General features: G+C 66.1%; 17 protein-coding genes. 13 read left to right on the top strand and 4 right to left on the bottom strand.

From position 1 onward, the window contains the following. Positions 1-16 precede the first annotated feature (16 nt). On the bottom strand, positions 17-1,309 hold the full coding sequence (locus ACOOF5_RS00480) for a cytochrome P450 (RefSeq protein WP_420435524.1): 1,293 nt from the start codon (positions 1,307-1,309) through the stop codon (positions 17-19). Positions 1,310-1,313: 4 nt separating this feature from the next. Then, positions 1,314-2,597, bottom strand: coding sequence for a cytochrome P450 (locus ACOOF5_RS00475; protein ID WP_420435522.1), 1,284 nt, complete (start codon positions 2,595-2,597; stop codon positions 1,314-1,316). A gap of 52 nt (positions 2,598-2,649) precedes the next feature. On the opposite strand from ACOOF5_RS00475, the gene ACOOF5_RS00470 reads away from it, so the two are divergent. Further along, complete coding sequence (locus ACOOF5_RS00470; RefSeq protein ID WP_420435520.1) at positions 2,650-4,032, top strand: glutamine synthetase family protein; 1,383 nt, start codon at positions 2,650-2,652, stop codon at positions 4,030-4,032. 103 nt (positions 4,033-4,135) lie between these two features. On the opposite strand, the gene ACOOF5_RS00465 is transcribed toward ACOOF5_RS00470, so the two are convergent. Further along, positions 4,136-5,440, bottom strand: a complete 1,305-nt coding sequence (locus ACOOF5_RS00465) for a glutamine synthetase (RefSeq protein ID WP_420435518.1) — start codon at positions 5,438-5,440, stop codon at positions 4,136-4,138. A gap of 102 nt (positions 5,441-5,542) precedes the next feature. On the opposite strand from ACOOF5_RS00465, the gene ACOOF5_RS00460 reads away from it, so the two are divergent. The 11 genes from ACOOF5_RS00460 to ACOOF5_RS00410 all read left to right on the top strand — a co-directional run bounded on the left by ACOOF5_RS00460 (position 5,543) and on the right by ACOOF5_RS00410 (position 14,801). Further along, positions 5,543-6,808: an ABC transporter substrate-binding protein gene (locus ACOOF5_RS00460; RefSeq protein ID WP_420435516.1), complete on the top strand. Its 1,266-nt coding sequence runs from the start codon at positions 5,543-5,545 to the stop codon at positions 6,806-6,808. Between the two features lie 67 nt (positions 6,809-6,875). Continuing rightward, positions 6,876-7,649, top strand: a complete 774-nt coding sequence (locus tag ACOOF5_RS00455; RefSeq protein ID WP_420435514.1) for an ABC transporter ATP-binding protein — start codon at positions 6,876-6,878, stop codon at positions 7,647-7,649. Beyond that, positions 7,646-8,533 carry a branched-chain amino acid ABC transporter permease gene (locus ACOOF5_RS00450; protein ID WP_420435512.1) on the top strand — a complete coding sequence of 296 codons (888 nt, stop codon included), beginning with the start codon at positions 7,646-7,648 and terminating at the stop codon, positions 8,531-8,533. The genes ACOOF5_RS00455 and ACOOF5_RS00450 overlap by 4 nt, the downstream gene beginning before the upstream one ends. Before the next feature lie 13 nt (positions 8,534-8,546). After that, positions 8,547-10,433: an ATP-binding cassette domain-containing protein gene (locus ACOOF5_RS00445; RefSeq protein WP_420435510.1), complete on the top strand. Its 1,887-nt coding sequence runs from the start codon at positions 8,547-8,549 to the stop codon at positions 10,431-10,433. 173 nt (positions 10,434-10,606) lie between these two features. Next, positions 10,607-11,389 carry a Phenylacetic acid catabolic protein gene (locus tag ACOOF5_RS00440; RefSeq protein WP_420435508.1) on the top strand — a complete coding sequence of 261 codons (783 nt, stop codon included), beginning with the start codon at positions 10,607-10,609 and terminating at the stop codon, positions 11,387-11,389. Positions 11,390-11,431: 42 nt separating this feature from the next. Next, on the top strand, positions 11,432-11,689 hold the full coding sequence (locus ACOOF5_RS00435) for a hypothetical protein (protein WP_420435506.1): 258 nt from the start codon (positions 11,432-11,434) through the stop codon (positions 11,687-11,689). A 50-nt stretch (positions 11,690-11,739) separates the two neighbouring features. Then, positions 11,740-12,189 carry an FAS1-like dehydratase domain-containing protein gene (locus tag ACOOF5_RS00430; RefSeq protein ID WP_420435504.1) on the top strand — a complete coding sequence of 150 codons (450 nt, stop codon included), beginning with the start codon at positions 11,740-11,742 and terminating at the stop codon, positions 12,187-12,189. Continuing rightward, the gene (locus ACOOF5_RS00425) at positions 12,186-12,578 is read left to right on the top strand and encodes a MaoC family dehydratase (RefSeq protein WP_420435502.1); all 393 of its coding nucleotides are present in this window, start codon (positions 12,186-12,188) and stop codon (positions 12,576-12,578) included. The genes ACOOF5_RS00430 and ACOOF5_RS00425 overlap by 4 nt, the downstream gene beginning before the upstream one ends. Then, the gene (locus tag ACOOF5_RS00420; protein WP_420435500.1) at positions 12,559-12,693 is read left to right on the top strand and encodes a hypothetical protein; all 135 of its coding nucleotides are present in this window, start codon (positions 12,559-12,561) and stop codon (positions 12,691-12,693) included. Before ACOOF5_RS00425 ends, ACOOF5_RS00420 begins: the two co-directional genes overlap by 20 nt. Positions 12,694-12,707: 14 nt before the next feature. Further along, positions 12,708-13,076: an MmcQ/YjbR family DNA-binding protein gene (locus ACOOF5_RS00415; RefSeq protein WP_420435498.1), complete on the top strand. Its 369-nt coding sequence runs from the start codon at positions 12,708-12,710 to the stop codon at positions 13,074-13,076. A 51-nt stretch (positions 13,077-13,127) separates the two neighbouring features. After that, positions 13,128-14,801 (top strand): acyl-CoA dehydrogenase family protein, encoded by a 1,674-nt coding sequence (locus ACOOF5_RS00410; RefSeq protein ID WP_420435496.1) that lies wholly within the window; start codon positions 13,128-13,130, stop codon positions 14,799-14,801. A 4-nt stretch (positions 14,802-14,805) separates the two neighbouring features. On the opposite strand, the gene ACOOF5_RS00405 is transcribed toward ACOOF5_RS00410, so the two are convergent. Beyond that, positions 14,806-15,273, bottom strand: a complete 468-nt coding sequence (locus ACOOF5_RS00405) for a PPOX class F420-dependent oxidoreductase (RefSeq protein ID WP_420435494.1) — start codon at positions 15,271-15,273, stop codon at positions 14,806-14,808. A gap of 286 nt (positions 15,274-15,559) precedes the next feature. Between ACOOF5_RS00405 and ACOOF5_RS00400 the strand changes: the two genes are divergently transcribed. Next, positions 15,560-17,998 carry a CoA transferase gene (locus ACOOF5_RS00400; RefSeq protein ID WP_420435492.1) on the top strand — a complete coding sequence of 813 codons (2,439 nt, stop codon included), beginning with the start codon at positions 15,560-15,562 and terminating at the stop codon, positions 17,996-17,998. Positions 17,999-18,000: the final 2 nt, after the last annotated feature.

Below are 18,000 nucleotides of genomic sequence, written 5' to 3'. Positions count from 1 at the left end.
CCTCATCCGGCGAGCATCATGCTGCTAGGTCGACGACGCGCACCGGCAGGTGCTTGATGCCGGAGATGAAGTTGGAGCGCAGCCGCTCCACTGGCCCGTCCTGCTCGATCCGCACGACCCGCCGCAGCAGCTCCTCGAACACGACCTTGATCTCCATGCGGGCCAGCCAGGCGCCGAGGCACAAATGGGGTCCGTTGCGACCGAAGGCCATGTGCTCGTTATCGGTGCGCGCCAGATCGAACCGGAATGGGTGAGGGAACCGGTCCGCGTCGTGATCCGCGCTGATGTAGTACAGGACCACCTTGTCACCAGCCCGGACCTTGGTGCCGTTGATCTCGGTGTCACATGTCGCCGTGCGCCGGAAGTGCGTCGTGACCGAACTGGCACGCAGCACTTCCTCCACCGCTGCCGCGGTCAGCGTTTCATCGCCGTCCAGCACCGCAGTGCGCCACAGGTCAAACAGGTGCGGATGAGCCATCAGCACCCACAGCCCGTGAGTCATCGTGTAGCGAGTGGTGTCGTTGCCGGCCGCGATGAGCAGTGTGAAGAAGTTCTTGAACTCGAGATCGGTCAGCGGCGTGCCATCGGTGGTGGGGGCCAGCAGCTGGCTGATCACGTCGGAAGTCGGGCACACGCGCCGCTGAGCGGCCTGCTGTGCCGCGTATTCGAAGATCTCCACCGTTGCCGGGCTGCGAAACGGCATGAAGCGGAACTCGTCGGTGTCGACGAGCCCGACGGGAAAGTCGGTGAAGTCGGGATCGGTATTGCCGAGCAGTGCATCACCCCACTCGACGAGTTGGTGACCGTCATCGTCGCTGGTCCCCAGCATCCGGCCCAGCATGCGCATCGGCAGCTCCGTCGCCACTTCGGTGACGAAGTCGAAGCGATCGGTGGTCAGTGCCCGGTCCAGCACCTCGCAGGCAAGACCCCGGATGGCTGCCTCGTAGGTGTTGACCACCCGAGGCGTGAACCCGCGGCTCACCAAGCGGCGGTACCGCGTGTGCTCGGGTGGATCCATCTCCATCATCGTTGTGCGCGCTTCGAGCTCGTCGGGCGCCATGTCCTCGAGCCGGATGCCCTGCGCGGAGGTGAATGTCTCGGTGTCGCGGCTGATGCGGAACGCATCGTCATACTTGGTGACGGCCCAGTAGCCCCGCCCGTCAATCTCGTCCACCCAGGCGACGGGTTCCTCGCGTCGCATACGGGCGAAGGCGGCGTGGGGGACGCCCTGAGCCCAGACGTCGTGGTCGGAGATGTTGGCGTCGTCAGGACCGAGGTCCTCCAGATACGGCTCGGCCCAGGTGCTCACGTTCTTAGGCTCGCACAGACGCTGGTGGACCGCCGACGGGCACGTCGACCGAAACCTCCACCGAAGCGACGCCGTGGACAAAATTCGAGGGGATTCGAACGAGATTCGAGGCGCTCGACAGCCGGATGCCGCGGTCCAGCATCGTTTCGAGCAGCACGGTCAGCTCCATGCGGGCCAGATAGGCCCCCAGGCAGAAGTGCGGACCGCCGCCCCCGAATGCGATCTGGGCATTGTCAGCTCTGCCGATGTCGAATTCGTCGGCCTGGTCGAACAGCGCCTCGTCCCGATTGGCCGACGGGTACCACATGACGACCTTGTCGCCCGCTGCGATCTGGGTCCCAGACAGCTCAGTGTCCACCGCCGCGGTGCGCCGCATGTGCAGGATCGGCGACGCCCAGCGGATGATCTCCTCTACGGCGTTGGGAAGAAGCCCGCGGTCGGCCACCAGCCGATCCCACTGCTCGGGGTGCTCGGCGAAGGCGGTCGTCCCATGGGTGATTGCAGTGCGCGTCGTCTCATTGCCGCCGAACACCAGCACCTGGAAGAAGTTCCGGAACTCGGTCGCCGTCAAACGGTCGCCGCCGACCTCAGCGTGCACGAGATGGCTGACCACATCGTCAGTGGGGTGAGCCAAGCGCTCGTCGCCGAGCTTGGCGCCATATTCGTAGAGGCCCCACGCAGCGGGGCTCCCGAAAGGCAGCAGGCGCAATGGTGTGGTGTTGCCGTAGGCATCAGGCGGCAATGTCTGGGTCTCGGTGGTGCCCTCCACCAGGTGGTTCGACAGCTCGACCATGTAGTCGGCGTCGGAGGGCGGCACTCCCAGGATGGCGATGATCACCCGGATCGGCAGCGGCGCCGCGACCAGTTCCACCCAGTCACCGCCTCCCTGCCGGACGACAGCGTCGAGCAGCTCGTCGGCGATCTGACGCGTGCGTTCTTCATAGCGGCGCATCTGGCGCGGTGTGAACGCTTTGCTGACCACGCGGCGAAGCCGGGTATGCGCCGGCGGGTCGTGCTCGAGTATCGATCGGCGTGCTTCGAGGGCGTCGGCCTCGAGGTCCCACAGGTTCACGTGCCCGATCGCGGACGAGAAGCGCTCAGGGTGGCGAGACACCTCGCATACGTCGGCATGCCGCGTGACCGCCCAGAAGCCGTGGTCTTCATAGCGGTTCCAGTGCAGCCCCGGCTGCTGTCGCAGGGTGCGGAAGTCTTCCCAGGGAACGCCGTTCGCGTAGCGCCGGGCATCGGCGATATCGATCTGTGCGGTCAAATCGGCTCCGCGTGTCATGGACGAATGGTAAGTGTGTGCAGATGTTTTGGTGGACCGAGGAGGCAAACCTGTGACAACCGTCGCCGATATCAAGGGCATTTTGAGTGGAGCCGACGTGCACACCGTGGAGGTCGCCATCGTCGATACCTACGGGCACCTGCGAGGCAAGCGCTTCCCGGTCGATCACTTCCTGCGCTCGGTCGCAGAGGGCGGATGTCACCTTGCCGACGCCATCTACATCTTCGACCTGCACAACGATCTCGTCGACAGTCCCTACATCAACATGGGCCTCGGCTTTCTCGACACCCACCTGGTCCCCGATCTGGGCACGCTGCGCATCTTCGGCCACCGCCCCGGCTACGCATTGGTGTTTGCCGACAGTCTCGAACCGCCGCACCGTCTCCATCCCATCGCACCCCGCACAGTGCTGACCTACCAGATCGCACGCTGTCGGGCCCTCGGCTTCAGCCCGCTCGTGGCGACCGAGATGGAGTTCTACCTGTGCGAGGCCGACTGGTCGCACACCCAGAGCCATATCCAGTATTCGTCGCTCACCGATCGAGCAGACCTCGAATCGGTGCTGCTGGCGATGCGCCTCGCGATGATCGACGCCGGCATCCCTGTTGAGTCGTCGAATCCCGAGTACGGGCCGGGCCAGATCGAGATCAACGTGCAGTACTCCGATGCCATGACCACCGCCGACAACACGGCGCTCTACAAGAGCATCGTGAAGGAGATCGCCGAGGAGACCGGTCTCAAGGCCACGTTCATGCCCAAGCCGTGGACCGAGCCGTCGGGCAGCGGCATGCATGTGCACACGAGCCTCGTGTCGGTGGGCGATCGCGCTCCTGCCGGCGGCGAACACCCGCACGAGGCTGTGAGCCACAACGCGTTCGCCAGCTCCACCGATGCGCCGAACGAACTGATGTCCCAGTGGCTGGGCGGCCAGATCGACAATGCCGGGGCACTGTCGCTGCTCGGCAGCCCGTTACCCAATGGCTACAAGCGCGTGCGCCCGTACACGTTCGCCCCAACCCACGTCCACTGGGGGCTCGACAACCGTTCGGTCATGAGCCGTTGCACGGTCGGCGCTGGCAATGCGAACCGGGTCGAATACCGGGCAGCGGGTGCCGACGCGAACCCCTACCTCATCATCGCCGGCCTGCTGGCGGCAGGTGCTGACGGGCTCGAGCGGGGCGCCGACCCAGGCCCGATGAGCGCGGGCGACCAGTACGACGACCCCGGCGACGCTGTGCCGCTGCCCGCAAGCGCCGCCGACGGCATTGCGGCCTATGAAGGCAGCGCACTCGCCGCAGCGTTGGGGGAGGAATTCTCGACGAATTTCGTGCTGATGGCCAAGGCCGAGCTGGACAAGTTCACCGAAGCCGGCTGCGACCCGATCGGCGACGAGGTCTCCGACTGGGAGCGCGACCGCTACATCGAATTCGCCTGACCGGCCCCGCCGATCTCAATTCGATGCCGGATCGCCGCCGTGGTCGGCAAAGCTGCGCACACAACGCCTGGCGGCTGGCGCGCATGTCATCGACCATCTGGCGCTAGTGGTACGGCAGGTACTCGTTGATCTCCCACTCGCTGATCTCGTCGGCGGGCTCACCGACGGCTGCCACGTAGCGCTCCCACTCGGCGTCCTTGATGGCCAGGAAGTTGTCGACCAACTCGCTGCTCACGGCTTCGCCGAGCGCGCTGTCTGCACGCAGGTCGCCCAGCGCATCAGTCAGATTGAGCGCAGAGGTCACCTCGGTGTTCCAGGCCTCCATGCCGTCGTTGGTCTCGGGCGGGGGGCACTCGAGCTCATCGACCACACCGAGACGTGCAGCCTGCAGCACGGCGGCAATCGCCGTGTGGATGTTGCAGGTGCCATCCGCCAGACGCGACTCGATGCGCGTGCGTGTGCCACGCTCAGGCGGCACACGGGTGCCGACCACGCGATGGTCATACCCCCAGTTGGCGCGCCGGCCGCTGAACGTGAACGGCCGCAGGCGCCGGTAGGCATTCACCGTCGGGCAACACAGCGATGTGAGTCCCTGATGGTGAGCGCACAGTCCGGCCAGGCACGACTTCGCCAAGCCAGACAGACCATCGTCGGTGCTGGGATCGGCGAGCACGTTGTTGCCCTCGGCATCGACCAGCGAGAAGTTCACGTGGACGCCATTGCCCTCGAGGTCTGCATAGGGCTTGCCCAGGAATGTGAGCCGGCGACCGCGGTCCATGGCGCATTCGCGGGCCAGCACCTTGAACAGAAAGGCGTCATCGGCGGCCCGCAGCGCATCCGCATAGCGCAGCGTCATCTCGAATTGTCCCGAGTCGAACTCGGCATTGACCGATTCGAGCGTGATCTCGCAGCCGGCTGCGAGATCGACGATGTCGTCGATCAGGCCGATCGGGTCCACCAGGCGGCCGGTTCCGTAGACGTACGACTCGGGCGTGTCCCAGCGCTGCCAGCCGTGCTCGTCAGTCAGTTCGAGCACGTAGGCCTCGAACTCGATGCCCACCATGGGGCGGTAGCCCAAGGCTTCCCAGTCGGCGATCGCCTTGCGCAGGGCGTACCGAGCGGAATAGCGGAACGGCTCACCGCCCTGAGACAGGTCGCAGACGGCCACCTGGGTCCTGTCGTCGTCCCAGCCCGGCCGAAGGTCCGACGCGTCGAACGTGGCATGCACGTCGGGAAAGCCGTCAAGCACGCCCGACCCGGGAGCGGGGATGAACGAACGGTCGTAGGCAAGGCTGTACACGGCCGCCGCGTGCCCGGTGCCTTCGTGCGCCAAGGAAGCAGGAAGGTACTTGCCCCGAGCAAGCCCGAGGTGGTCAGGCCACAGCATCCGGACGCGTTCATTGGTCATGGATGTTCCTCATCGCTTCAGGTGCGGAAACGGTCAGCAGAACCTATACGGGCCGGTACCCACGGGGGGCTAGCATCGATTCGATTCACGGGGAGGCCCATCATGAAACGACGCATCTTGGCTTTGCTGGCCGTAGTTGCGCTGCTCGGTGCCGCATGCGGCAGCGACGACGACACAACGGATAGCGAGCCGGCTGCCACCGAGGCACCCGCTGCGACCGAAGCACCGGCCGCTGCGGTGACGATGACCAGTATCGACATCGATCACATACTGAGCGCCGATCTGGCGAGCTGCGAAGAGGTGCCGAGCGGCGATCCGATCCGTGTGGGCATGGCGATGGACTTCAGCGATGTGGTCGGCTTCGTTGACATTCCGGGCTCGAAGCTGGTGCCCCACATCGCGGATCTCGCCAATTGCCGCGGCGGCTTCAACGGCCGTCCCGTGGAGGTGCGGGTTGCCGAGGTTGGCGAAGACGCGGCGCTCGCCACCAACGACCTCCTCGACTGGGGTGCGCACTTCCTGATCGGTCCGCCGTTCGCGGACTTCGCGCTGCCGATCCTGCAGACCACCGGCGGCACTGTGCCGTTGTTCGTGGCGGCCTCCACTGAGCCGACGCTTGCAGATGCGTCCATCAACTCCTATCTGGTCACCTTCGACGACTACCAGATGTCTGGTGCAGCCGCCCAGTGGGCGCTGGACCAAGGCATCACCCGGGCGATCGTGTTCACCGAAGGCGAGGGCATCCCCTACAGCGGCGTCAACCCCGATGCGTTCATGGCCGCGTTCGAAGCCGGCGGGGGCGAGGTGGTGAGCGTCCAGACCTACATATGGGCTGGAGACACCGACTTCTCCTCGCAGGTGAACGAGATCGCCCAGATCTCGGAGAACAACGAGGTCGTGTTCTCCGCTGCACTGGGCTTCCAGGTGACTGCACTGCGCGGCCAGCTCGAAGGCCAGGGGCTCGACGGGCTCACCTACGTCGGCACCGACGCACTCGACGCCACCGGCATCCAGGTGGAGGCGAACAACGAGGGCATCGCTCACACGCCGCACACGAGCATTACCGCGGGCGACCGCATTGATTCGATGCTCGCCGGGTTCGAGGCGGCCAAAGGCGAGGCGCTCGACAGCCGCGGCTTCATGGCGCTGTATGTCGACTCGATGTTCATTGGCATCCAGGGCATGCTCGACTGCGGCTGCGACGACACGGCCGAGATCGGCGAGGCCGTCCAGCAGATCTCCGGCTTCCAGGGTCTGTCGGGCGAGATCACCTATGAAGGCACCAACGGCATCCCGCCGAAGGCGGTGCCGATCAATCGCATTGTGAACGGCGAGGACGTACTCGTCGACACGATCACCATCAAGTAGGTCCGTTCCGGCACCGCCGCAGCGGGCCCAAGCGCCCGGCGGACATGGGCAGCAGATCGCGAGTTCGATGCTCGAAGTCGAAGGTCTCACCGTTCGCTACGGCTCCATAGCCGCGCTGCGCGGCGCGACCCTCAGCGTCGGGTCCGGTGAGGTCGTCGGCCTCATCGGGCCCAACGGCGCGGGCAAGACGACCATGCTGTCGTCGATCGCCGGGCTGCTCTCGCCGGCCGAGGGCCGAGTCACCTTCGAGGGCCACGACATCACCGGCCGCTCGCCAGAGCAGCTGCTGCGCTCGGGCGTCGCGCTCGTGCCCGAGCACCGCCGCATCTTCGCCGACCTCACGGTGGAGGAGAACCTGCGGATCGGCGGAGTGACCGTCCCAGCGGCGAAACGCGCAGCGCTGCTGGACGAGATGGCCGAGCGCTTCGCGGTGCTGAGGGAGAAGTGGGACGTCCCAGCCGGCTATCTGTCGGGCGGCGAGGCGCAGCAGCTGGCCATCGGGCGAGCGCTGATGGCGGCACCCCGCTTGTTGATGATGGATGAGCCTTCGCTCGGCCTCGCCCCGGTGCTCGTGGACCTGGTGTTCGAGCTCATCGGCACGCTGCGCGATCAGGGCCGTACGTTGCTCGTCGTGGAACAGAACGCTGCGAGGATGCTCGAGGTGTCCGACCGTGCCTACGTGCTGCGCAGCGGTGAGTTGGTGGCCTCGGGCACGGGCCACGAACTGAGCCAGCGGGACGACCTGTTCGACACCTTCGTCGGGTCGGTTGTGGCGCCGGACGAGGGTCTGCCCGTCGCGGACGCGCACACGCCGAACGGCAGCGGAAGCGGGGCGGCGTGACCGAGCTGGCGCAAAACCTCATCGACGGTCTCGGCCGGGGCAGCATCTACGCGCTGCTGGCACTGGGCGTCGCCGTCGTCTTCGGCGTCATGCATCTGCTGAATTTCGCCCATGGCGAGCTCATCACCGTCGGCGGCTACGTCGCGCTGTGGACGCTGGGGCGCGAGTGGTCGTGGTACATCGTCACGCCGCTGATCGTGCTGAGCGCCGTGCTGACCTCGTTGGCGATCGAGCGGGTGGCCTTCTCGCGAGTGCGGGGCAGCTCGGACTTCACTCTGTTGCTGACGTCGTTCGGCGTGCACTTCGTCATCTCCGCGATCTTCCTGCTGTACGTGTCGGCCTCGGTCAAGCCGTTCGATCGGCCTTCGTGGGTGACGAACACCTACTCAGTCGGCCCGCTCAACGTCGAGGTATTCGACACCGTGGTCATTGTGGTGACAGTCATCACGCTGATCGGCACGACTCTGCTGCTGCAGCGGACCATGTTCGGGTTGTCGCTGCGGGCGGCTGCCGCCGACTTCGACACTGCTCGGTTGATGGGCGTGCGCTCCGACACCGTCATCCGGGGGGCGTTTGCCCTCTCGGGACTGCTGGCAGGCATTGCCGGGGTGTTCTGGCTGATGCGAGCCGGCAGCATCAGCCCGAGTGCCGGAATCACGCCGATGCTCAAGGGCGTGCTGGCTGCGCTCATCGGCGGCTTGGGCAGCCTCCGGGGAGCGGTGATCGGCGGATTGATGCTGGGGCTGGCTGAGGTCCTGCTGCGCTCACGTCTGCCCGACAGCGTCGCCAGCCTCACCGAAGGCGTGGTGTTCGGGCTGATCGCCCTGCTGTTCATTTTCAGGCCGCAGGGCCTCGTCACCGTCAAGCACGCCGTGCGGGTGTGATCGGACCGATCTGATGTTCCCGCGCTTCGGACGCGACGTCGGCTTCCCCGTAGCGGGATGCGCCTTGCTCTTCGCAGTCTTCGTAGCGGGCGCGCTCATGTACCAGAGCTTGCAGGGTCGCGCCGCCGAACGGCTGGTGACGGTCATGCTGATTGACGCCATCATCGTGCTCGGCATCCAGATCTACGTCGGCAATACCGGCGTCCTGTCGTTCGGCCACATCGGCTTCGGTGCGATTGCCGGTTATGCCTTCGCAGTGTTGGCCATCAGTCCGCAAGAGAAGCTCAAGCGCATTCCTGATGCACCGTTCGGCTTGAACGAAGTGGTGCTGGACCCGGTACTGGCCAGCGTCGTCGCCATCGGGGTGACCTTGGTGGTCGCGCTCGTGGTAGGCATCGGATTGGCGCGCTCGGGCGCGGAATCGGGTGCCGTTGCGGCCACCGTGATCACCTTGGCTCTGCTGTTCGTCACCCACGAAGTGGCCCGCAACTGGCCTGATCTGACTGGCGGCAACCGCGCGGGTCTCGCCTTCAAAGTCGGGGCTGCGCTCGACAGCAGGCTCCCGATCTACCTGTGCCTGCTGGGGGCGCTGATCCTTGCGAGGCTCTTCGCCCAGAGCCGCAGCGGCAAGCTCGCGGTCGCTGCCCGTGAAGACAATTTGGCCGCCCGGGCCATGGGAGTGAATCCTCTTGTTCAGCAGACTGCCGCGCTGCTGATCTCCGTCGTGGTGGTGAGCGTCGGGTCATCGCTGCGGGTGTACGAGAACGGCTCGATCCTGCCTGATGATTTCTTCTTCAGCTACACGCTGCTGACGCTGGCCATGCTGATCGTCGGCGGTCGCAACAGCGTCACCGGAGCACTGGTCGGGGTCGCGGTGATGACCGTCGGGCGCGAATTGGCCCGTCGTCTGGGCCAAGACGGCTTCGAGGTGTTCGGGCTCAGCCTCGACGCAGGTCCGCTCGACTGGATCTTCCGCGAGAACCTGCAAACGGTGTTCTTGGGCTTGGCGATGCTCGGCTTCATGATCTTCCGGTCCGACGGCCTGCTGGGAGACTGGGAGCTGGACGGGTGGCTGTGGCGTCGTTGGCACCAGCGCAAACCTGAAGTACGACCCGAGTCGCTGGCCGAGGTCGCCCCGGTGGGTTTGCACGCCGAGGTTCCCCATGAAGGGGCAGCCCTGGACGTGGGTGATCTCGTCGTCGACTTCGGCGGCTTCCGGGCGCTTGACGGTGCCGGCCTCAGGGTGGCACCCGACGAGGTCGTCGGGCTCATCGGGCCGAACGGCGCCGGCAAGACAACCCTGGTGAACGTCATAACGGGGATGGTGGCGCCCGCTGAGGGCTGGTTCAGGCTGGGCGAGCGCGACCTCGCAACCGAGCCGAGTCACGAGATTGCCCGTGCCGGACTGCTGCGCACGTTCCAGAACCTGCGACTGTTCGGCGCATTGACCGTCCGCCAGAACGTGGAGCTGGCGGGTCGCGTCGCTGCCCGGCACCGACCGGGGGACCATCCGTCGGCTGATGCGCTGATCGCGGAGGCTGGCCTGTGGGAAGTGCGCGACCGGCGGGCCCGCGAGCTCGACTACGGCAGCGCCCGCCGCCTGGAATTGGCCCGGGCAGCGGCCATGGCACCGGCGTACCTGCTGCTGGACGAGCCCACGAGCGGCATGAGCGATGCCGAATCCGACGAGATGATCCGACGGATTCGTCACATGGCCGCTGCGGTGGATGCCGGGGTGCTGGTCATCGACCACGATCTGAACTTCATCACCGGCATCAGCGACCGGATCTACGTGCTCGACCAGGGCCAGGTGATCAGCGTGGGCACTCCCGACGAGGTGCAGGCTGACCCGGCCGTGCGCGCTGCGTACCTCGGCACCGAGAGCGACGCGCAAACCTGAGGCTGAGCCGATAGGCGAAGCCGTGGCCCGAGCGGCCCGTGAGCGCAGCGAACAAGAGCGGGAGACAAATGGTGCGACAACGGAAGGGTTCGCCCGTCTGAGCGGTGCTTGGCTGAGTACTCTCGGAAGATGTCGGCGGAGTACCGCTCGGACTGTGGCGATGTGAGGATGACATGAGCACGTCAACGCTGGAACGCCTGGAATCTGATCAGACCGAATCTGATCGAATCGGCGCTGGGCCAATCAGCGATGGGCAGCGCATCTGGGAAGAGGGCGACCCCGACATTCCCGCCGAGTTCCACGAATTGCTCGTGCGGATGCTGAGCTACCACGTCGAGAACAGCGCGAACCCCCACTACACGAACTTGCTCACCAAGCTGTGGGATCGCTGCTTGCGGTTCGCGCCCGACGAGGCCACCAAGGGACTGCTGGTCAAGCTGATGCAGCAGGAGGTCGAGCACGGGATCATCAACGCCCAGATCCTGGCCGGGCTCGGCGTCGATCACGTCGACCGTCCGATCGAGCAGTACGCATTCCGCCACCCGATGGAGACGTTCTGCGATCTTTCGTACTTCCATGCGCTCATCGACCGGGTGGGCGTGTACATCGGCGAGACCTGGGACGGCGTGCCCTACAAGCCCTTGCTCGACATCGCCACGCGGGTGCACAAAGAAGAGCTCTTTCATTGCACCCTCGGGCTGCGAAACCTGCGCCTGATCTGCAAGACACCCGACGGGCTTGCCGAGGCGAATGAGAAGATCAACTTCTGGTGGCCGGCGGCGCTGGACATGTTCGGGCGGTCCGATTCCGACTTCGGCGACGCGTATGTGCGCTGGGGTCTGCGCAAGAAGAACAACGCCGACCTTCGCAGGCAGTACATCGCCGACACGAGGCCGTTGCTCACCGAGCTCGGGATCGAGGTGCCGCCGAACCGGTTGAACCGCCGGTTCTTGTAGCCGGCCATGGACCCTGCGGCCGCGGGCGGACTTGCAATTAAGGTGACGCGCCCAGCGCCCGAAGTCGCGTTCATCGAGACGTCATCATCGGCGCACTGGGAGTGCTTCTGGGTGGCCGAGGGCGAGCACACGCTTGTCGTCGGTGCGTTCGACCGGGGCGACCGCTCGACTCCGGAACCTCGGGTGCAGGTGATGAACAAGCCCTACGGCTGGGACATGCAGCCGGTTTCTGACCCGCCGTCAGCCGGCGACGACCAGGACCTGCTGGTGCAGGTGTGGCAGCTGCTGAGCTCGAACTGAGCGTGTTGGGCTGCAGAGTTAAGCGGGATCATGGATAGCGAGGCATCAGGATGAACCTGGACACGCTGGGCGAAGTGCTGGTACGCACCGAGGTGGTGGTGGAGCCCGCCTCGGTGGCACTGCTCGTTGATGCGCTTCGCACGCCCCACGCTCAGGAGGTGGCACTGCGGCTGCCCTTCTTCGGGCCGACGGTGGGAGGCGGCGACTCGGTGGTCGGGCCCATCGATCTCAGCCTCGAGCGCGGTCTCGCCGGCGGCCAATCGTTCGAATGGCACCGTTCGTTTCGTCTGGGCGAGCGGGTGTCGGTGGTGGTGTCGGTGGAGGACATCATCGACAAGGGGACGCTGCACCTGGCCACGGTGCTGTCGGAGTATCGAGACGTCGACGGCGAGCTGATCCAGCGGCAGCGGACGGTGTTCGTGGAACGCAAGCCGGCTGAAGATCTGACGCAGAAAGCCGTGGTCGATGACGGAGGCGAGGCGGGGGAGCCCGGCGCATGAATGCACAGCGCACAAGCGACTTGGAGTTGACCCCGACAACCGCTCCGGCGGTCACCCCCGAGGCTATGCGCAGCTTCGTCGACGGCGTGAGTGACCCCAATCCGGTGCACACCGACCCGGAGTTCGCAGCCAAGGCCGGGTTGCCCGATGTAGTGGTGCAGGCCTCGCATACGAGCGCAATCGCACTCGATGCGCTCATTGCACAGTTCGGTGCAGATGCGGTCCTGAACCTCGACATCCGGCTGCGCGGGCCGATCTTTCCGGGCGATGAGGTGACAGTGTCGCCGGTGAGTTTTGGCGAGCTGGATCGAGGCGTGGAGTTGCGCAACCAGCGGGGCGATGTGATTGCCACGGGCATCGTGGTGATGCGTGGCGATCCCGACGAGTGACCTGCACGAGCGAGCGCCGACGACACAAGGAGAACACATGAGCTACGAGCACCTGCTGACCGAGGGCGCCAGCGCCTTCCTCGAACGCCGCACCCCCGACTGGCAAGCCCGCTAGAGCACGGCCGCCCGATGGCGACATTTGACGACGTACAGCGGCTCGGGATGGCACTGCCCGAGACGACCGAGGCCACCTCGTACGGGACGCCGGCGCTGAAGGTTCGCAAGAAACTGGTCTGCCGGATGTGGAGCGAGCGCGAATACAACCGCGACGACGTACATGACACCGAGGTGCTGGTGCTGTTCTGCGAGCTGGAGATGAAGCAGGTCCTGCTCGACAACCATCCCGGCGTGCTGTTCACCGTGCCCCACTACGACGGGTACGGCGCTGTGCTGGTGCGGATGGCTGACGTGGACATCGACGATCTCGCCGACTGGCTCGAGGAGAGCTACCGCCTCAAAGCGCCCCCGACCCTCATTCGCCAACTCGACGCCGACTAGCAGGGTCCTGCGCCAACACGAATCTCGCCGTCGCGCACCACACTGGTGGCTATGGATGATGCGATAACGCTGGAAGCGAGCGCGAACCAGCCGCCGCCGCTCGAACCGTACGACCTCTTCGCGACCGACCCGGTGCTCGGCGCCGCCATGGAACGCGAGGGCGGCGACCGTGAGGCGATGGCCTCATTCGGCAAGGCGGTGGGCACCGACGAGGTCTTCGAGTGGGGCTTTGCGGCCAACCGTCACTCGCCCGAGCTCGCAACCCATGATCGCTTCGGCAACCGCATCGACGAGGTGAATTACCACCCCGCGTATCACTCGTTGCTCGAGATGTCGGTCTCAGCGGGCATTCATTGCATGGGCCACGAGTCTCAGCCGGGCAATGGCGGTGGCGTGACACGCAACGCACTGATGTACCTGGTGAGTCAGGTCGAGGTAGGCCACGGCTGCCCGACCTCGATGACCTCGGCGGCGCTCGGGGCGCTCGATCACCAACCGGAGCTTGCCGAAACATGGCGGTCGCGCCTGGTGTCACGCAATTACGACCCCCGCCTCGTCGAGCCGTCGACCAAGTCGGGCTGCCTTGTCGGCATGGGCATGACCGAGCGGCAGGGCGGCTCGGACGTACGGGCCAACACCTCCGTCGCCCAGCCCGTCGGCGCGTCCGCCGCAGGTTTGGAGGGCGCCCACTTGCTGCAGGGCCACAAGTGGTTCACCTCCGCCCCGATGTGCGATGCCTTCTTGGTGCTGGCTCAGGCGCCCAAGGGGCTCTCGTGCTTCCTGGTGCCGCGTGTGCTGCCCGATGGGCAGCGCAACGGTCTGCGGTTCATGCGACTCAAGGACAAGCTCGGCAACCGGTCCAACGCGTCGGGCGAGCTGGAATTCGACAACGCGCTGGCGCAGATGGTGGGCCCTGAGGGGCGCGGAGTGCCCACCATTATCGACATGGTCAATGCCACCCGGGTGGACGTCGCCATCTGGGCGGTGTCACTGATGCGTCAAGCCGTCTCGCAAGCGGGCTGGCACGTGGCGCATCGCAGCGCGTTCGGATCCAAGTTGATCGACAAGCCGCTGATGACCAACGTGCTCGCCGACTTGGAGCTCGAAGTCGAGGCGGCGACGCTGATGATGGCGCAGATGTCCGGCGCCTTCGATCGAGCGCCGACCGATCCCGATGAGGCCGCCTTCTCGCGCCTAGCGACCGCGGTGGGCAAGTACTGGCTGACGAAACGCTCGAGTCCAGTCGTGCGCGAAGCACTGGAGTGCGTGGGCGGCAACGGCTACGTCGAGGAGTCGATCCTGCCTCGCCTGTACCGCGAGGTCCCGCTCAACGCCATCTGGGAGGGCGCCGGCAACGTGATCGCGCTCGACGTGCTGCGAGCCATGGCCCGCGCTCCGCACAGCGTCGAGGCGTTCGCGGACAGGCTGGAACGCGCGAGCGGCGCGAATGCCACACTCGACCGCCACCTCGTCGGCCTCCGCACGGCCATGGGAGGCCACGACGACGATGTCTCAGGGGCGACACGAGAAGCAGGTGCGCGCCGTCTCGTCGAGCAGATGGCCCAGTGCTGGGCGGCGTCGCTGCTCGTGCAGCACGGCGACTCAGCGCTGGCTGAGGCGTACGTGCAGTCCCGTCTCGGTGGCGACTGGGGAAGCGAGCTTGGCACGCTCAATCCCACGGCCCGGCTGTCGCACATCGCTGCGCGAGCCGTCCCCTCGCGCTGACCAGCTACTCCTCAACGAGGCGGGCGGGGAAGCCGCCCTTCGAGATGGGCCCCCAGCTCTCGATGTGCAGGCGCAGCAGCACCTTGTCTTGGCGGGTCATCGCCTCGCGGTACTCATCCCAGTCGGAATGCTCGCCGCTGATCACCCGGAAGTACTCGACGAGGCCGTCCGCAGCGTCGGGCAGGTCCACCACTTCGCCCCGGCACTCCAATTGCACCCACTCGCCGTTCCAGGCGTCGGACATCACCACGACCCAGGCGCGCTCGTTGCGCCGCAAATTGAGCGACTTGGCCCGGTCGGGGTAGCTGCTCACCAGCACGGCGTCGCCCTGGGGGTCGAGACCCATCGTGACGAGCGAGGCCTGCGGTCGACCGTCCCGCCGGAGCGTGAGCAGCACCCCGTGGTGCCGTTCTCGCACGAACTCCAGCAGCTCTGCACGTTCCACGACGCGATCGGTCGCTATCGACACCATCTGATCCTCCCCATGGGCCGCGCGGACTGGCGCAACCCCTTGCTGTCGCACCCATTGTCTCCCGCTCTTGCTCGCTGCGCTCGCGGGCCGCTCGGGCCACGGCTGCACCTCGCGGCGCAACCGCCTGAGTCCCCCAAACAGCTCGGGCAGTCTCGCCGCTCGGCTGGCCAATCGGCGACTGTTTGGGCGTCTCGGTTGCCCAGCGGTCCGCGCCACCGGCCCGCACAGGGAAGAATCGGCGTCAGGCGGCGCAACGTGCCGGCATGAACAAGGGGTGACGTTCGAGATGTTGCAGCACTATCGGGTCTTGGATCTCTGCGAGGGAATCAGCCAGTTCGCGGGCCATTTGCTCACCAGCCTCGGCGCCGAGGTGATTTCTGTCGAGCCACCCGGCGGTGCACGCAGCCGTCACCTCGGGCCCTTCGTCGATGACGAGCCAGACCCGGAACGCTCGCTGGCGCACTGGGCCTACAACCAGGGCAAGCAGAGCGTCATTGCGGATCTCACCAGCACCGAAGGCCGCCAACGGCTGCTCGAATTGGTGAGGGGCGCAGATGCACTCATCGAGGACGCCCCGGTGGGTCACTTGGCATCGCTGGGCCTCGGCTATGACGACCTCGCCACCGTCAATCCCGCGATCGTCCATGCTTCGGTGACGCCGTTCGGCTCAACCGGGCCTCGCAGCTCCTGGGCGGGCTCGGACCTGACCGCCGTGGCCGGCAGCGGCTTCCTGCACGCCAGCGGGGACAAAGACCGCGCCCCCGTCCGTGTCTCGGGTGCGCCCCAAAGCTTCCTGCAGGCAGCCGGCGACGCCGCGGCTGCGACACTCATCGCGCTACGCGAGGCCCAGCGCAGCGGCATCGGCCAGCATGTCGACATCTCCGCCATGGAGTCGATGACCCACGGGCAGCCGCAGAACCTGTCGCCACGGGTGAATGCCAACCCCATCGACCGCCTCGCCGGGGGCCTGAGCCTCGGCGGCATCGATGTCCCGATGATGTTCCCGTGCGCCGACGGCAACACCATCTGCGTGGCGCTCATGGGTGCCGCATTCGCGCCGTACACCCGACGGCTCGTGGAGTGGGAGGCGTCTGAGGGCTTTGCCGATGAGGAGCTGCAGGCGGTGGACTGGGAAACGATTGCGGTCGAGGTTCTGAGCGGTCAGCGCTCGCCTGAGATCATCGCCAAGTCGTTTGCGACCCACGCCCGATTCCTCGCGACCAAGACCACCGACGAATTGTGGGCGGCGGCATTCGACCGGAACCTGCTGATCACCCCCTCTGCGTTGGTCAGCGACCTCCTGACCAACCCGCACTTCGCCGATCGCGATTTCTGGCGGGACACCGAGATTGATGACGGCCGCACGGCTCGCTACTGCGGTCCGCTTGTCCACTTCAGCGCCGACGCTCCAGAACGAACCCCTGCCGTTCCGTCGTTGGGTGCTGACAACGACGCCGTGGACATCGACCGCCAGCCACATGCGACAGCAGTGGTTGGTGCCAGCGGCCCCAGTTCCGACGGACACGAGTTGCCGCTTGCCGGCCTCAAGGTCGTGGAATTCTCGTGGGTTATCGCCACGCCCTCGGCAGTGCGGATCCTGGCCGACTACGGGGCAACCGTCGTCAAGGTGGAGACCGAAAGCCGCCCCGACACGATGCGGACGGTCAACCCGTTCGTCGATGAGGAAGCCCATCCTGACAACAGCGTCGGTTACGGCGTGTACAACGCGGGCAAGCGCAGCCTCAGCCTCGATCTCAGCAAGCCCGAGTCGCGAGCGGTGGTGGAAGACCTGATCCGCTGGGCCGACATCGCCACGGAATCTTGGGCACCAGGAGCGGCCGCGCGCATGGGTTTCGGCTACGACGACTTCTCGGCGATGAACCCCGAGATCATCATGTTGTCAAGTTCGCTGCTGGGCCAGAGCGGGCCGTACTCGAGTCTTGCCGGCTACGGGTTCATGGCGGCTGCGATCGCCGGCTTCTACGAGATCACCGGGTGGCCTGATCGCGGTCCGGCCGGCCCGTATGGCCCCTACACCGACTTCCTGGCGCCACGAGTCATCGTGGCGTCGCTGATGGCGGCATTGGAACGACGCGACCGCACCGGAACCGGCTGCTACATCGACGTGTCGCAGACCGAAGCAGCCCTGCATTACCTGGCGCCGGCCATCTTGGATGCGTCGATCAACGGCCGCGATCCCCAGCGGTGCGGCAACGAGGATCCGCACATGAGCCCCCACGGCGTGTACCCGAGTTCCGGCGACGACCAGTGGGTAGCGATTGCCTGCACCGATGACCGGTGGGCATCGGTGGCTGACACCATCGGGCTCGCCGGTGATGGGGCAGCAGGGTGGGATCAGGCTGCGCGCAGGGAGCGTGCGGCGGAGATCGACGAGGCCATTTCGGCATGGACCTCGGAACGCACCAACGCGGAGGCGGCCGAGACGCTGCAGGCCAGCGGCGTCGATGCCTACCCGGTCAACAATGGTCAAGGATGCTGCGACGATCCGCAGCTGCAGGCTCGGGAGCACCACATCAACGTCCCCCACAGCTATCGCGGGACGATGTGGACGCAGAACTGCCGGACCCGCATGTCGCGGACACCGCCGGTGGTCTGGCGAGGTGGCCCATGCCTGGGCGAGGACAACTTCGAAGTACTCACCGAGATCTTGGGCTACGACGCCGATCGCATCGCCGATCTGGCCGCTGCCGAAGTGCTGGGCTGAGG

The organism is Candidatus Poriferisodalis sp. (genome assembly GCF_965214215.1).
Classification (GTDB): domain Bacteria; phylum Actinomycetota; class Acidimicrobiia; order Acidimicrobiales; family Poriferisodalaceae; genus Poriferisodalis.
This window is presented reverse-complemented; position numbering and strand designations above follow the sequence as displayed.

Excerpts from the sequence above, each read along its gene's own strand:
- ACOOF5_RS00475 (WP_420435522.1), bottom strand. The coding sequence starts at position 2,597 with ATGACACGCGGAGCCGATTTGACCGCACAGATCGATATCGCCGATGCC.
- ACOOF5_RS00465 (WP_420435518.1), bottom strand. The coding sequence starts at position 5,440 with ATGACCAATGAACGCGTCCGGATGCTGTGGCCTGACCACCTCGGGCTT.
- ACOOF5_RS00460 (WP_420435516.1), top strand. The coding sequence starts at position 5,543 with ATGAAACGACGCATCTTGGCTTTGCTGGCCGTAGTTGCGCTGCTCGGT.
- ACOOF5_RS00455 (WP_420435514.1), top strand. The coding sequence starts at position 6,876 with ATGCTCGAAGTCGAAGGTCTCACCGTTCGCTACGGCTCCATAGCCGCG.
- ACOOF5_RS00445 (WP_420435510.1), top strand. The coding sequence starts at position 8,547 with ATGTTCCCGCGCTTCGGACGCGACGTCGGCTTCCCCGTAGCGGGATGC.
- ACOOF5_RS00440 (WP_420435508.1), top strand. The coding sequence starts at position 10,607 with ATGAGCACGTCAACGCTGGAACGCCTGGAATCTGATCAGACCGAATCT.
- ACOOF5_RS00430 (WP_420435504.1), top strand. The coding sequence starts at position 11,740 with ATGAACCTGGACACGCTGGGCGAAGTGCTGGTACGCACCGAGGTGGTG.
- ACOOF5_RS00425 (WP_420435502.1), top strand. The coding sequence starts at position 12,186 with ATGAATGCACAGCGCACAAGCGACTTGGAGTTGACCCCGACAACCGCT.
- ACOOF5_RS00415 (WP_420435498.1), top strand. The coding sequence starts at position 12,708 with ATGGCGACATTTGACGACGTACAGCGGCTCGGGATGGCACTGCCCGAG.
- ACOOF5_RS00410 (WP_420435496.1), top strand. The coding sequence starts at position 13,128 with ATGGATGATGCGATAACGCTGGAAGCGAGCGCGAACCAGCCGCCGCCG.
- ACOOF5_RS00405 (WP_420435494.1), bottom strand. The coding sequence starts at position 15,273 with ATGGTGTCGATAGCGACCGATCGCGTCGTGGAACGTGCAGAGCTGCTG.
- ACOOF5_RS00400 (WP_420435492.1), top strand. The coding sequence starts at position 15,560 with ATGTTGCAGCACTATCGGGTCTTGGATCTCTGCGAGGGAATCAGCCAG.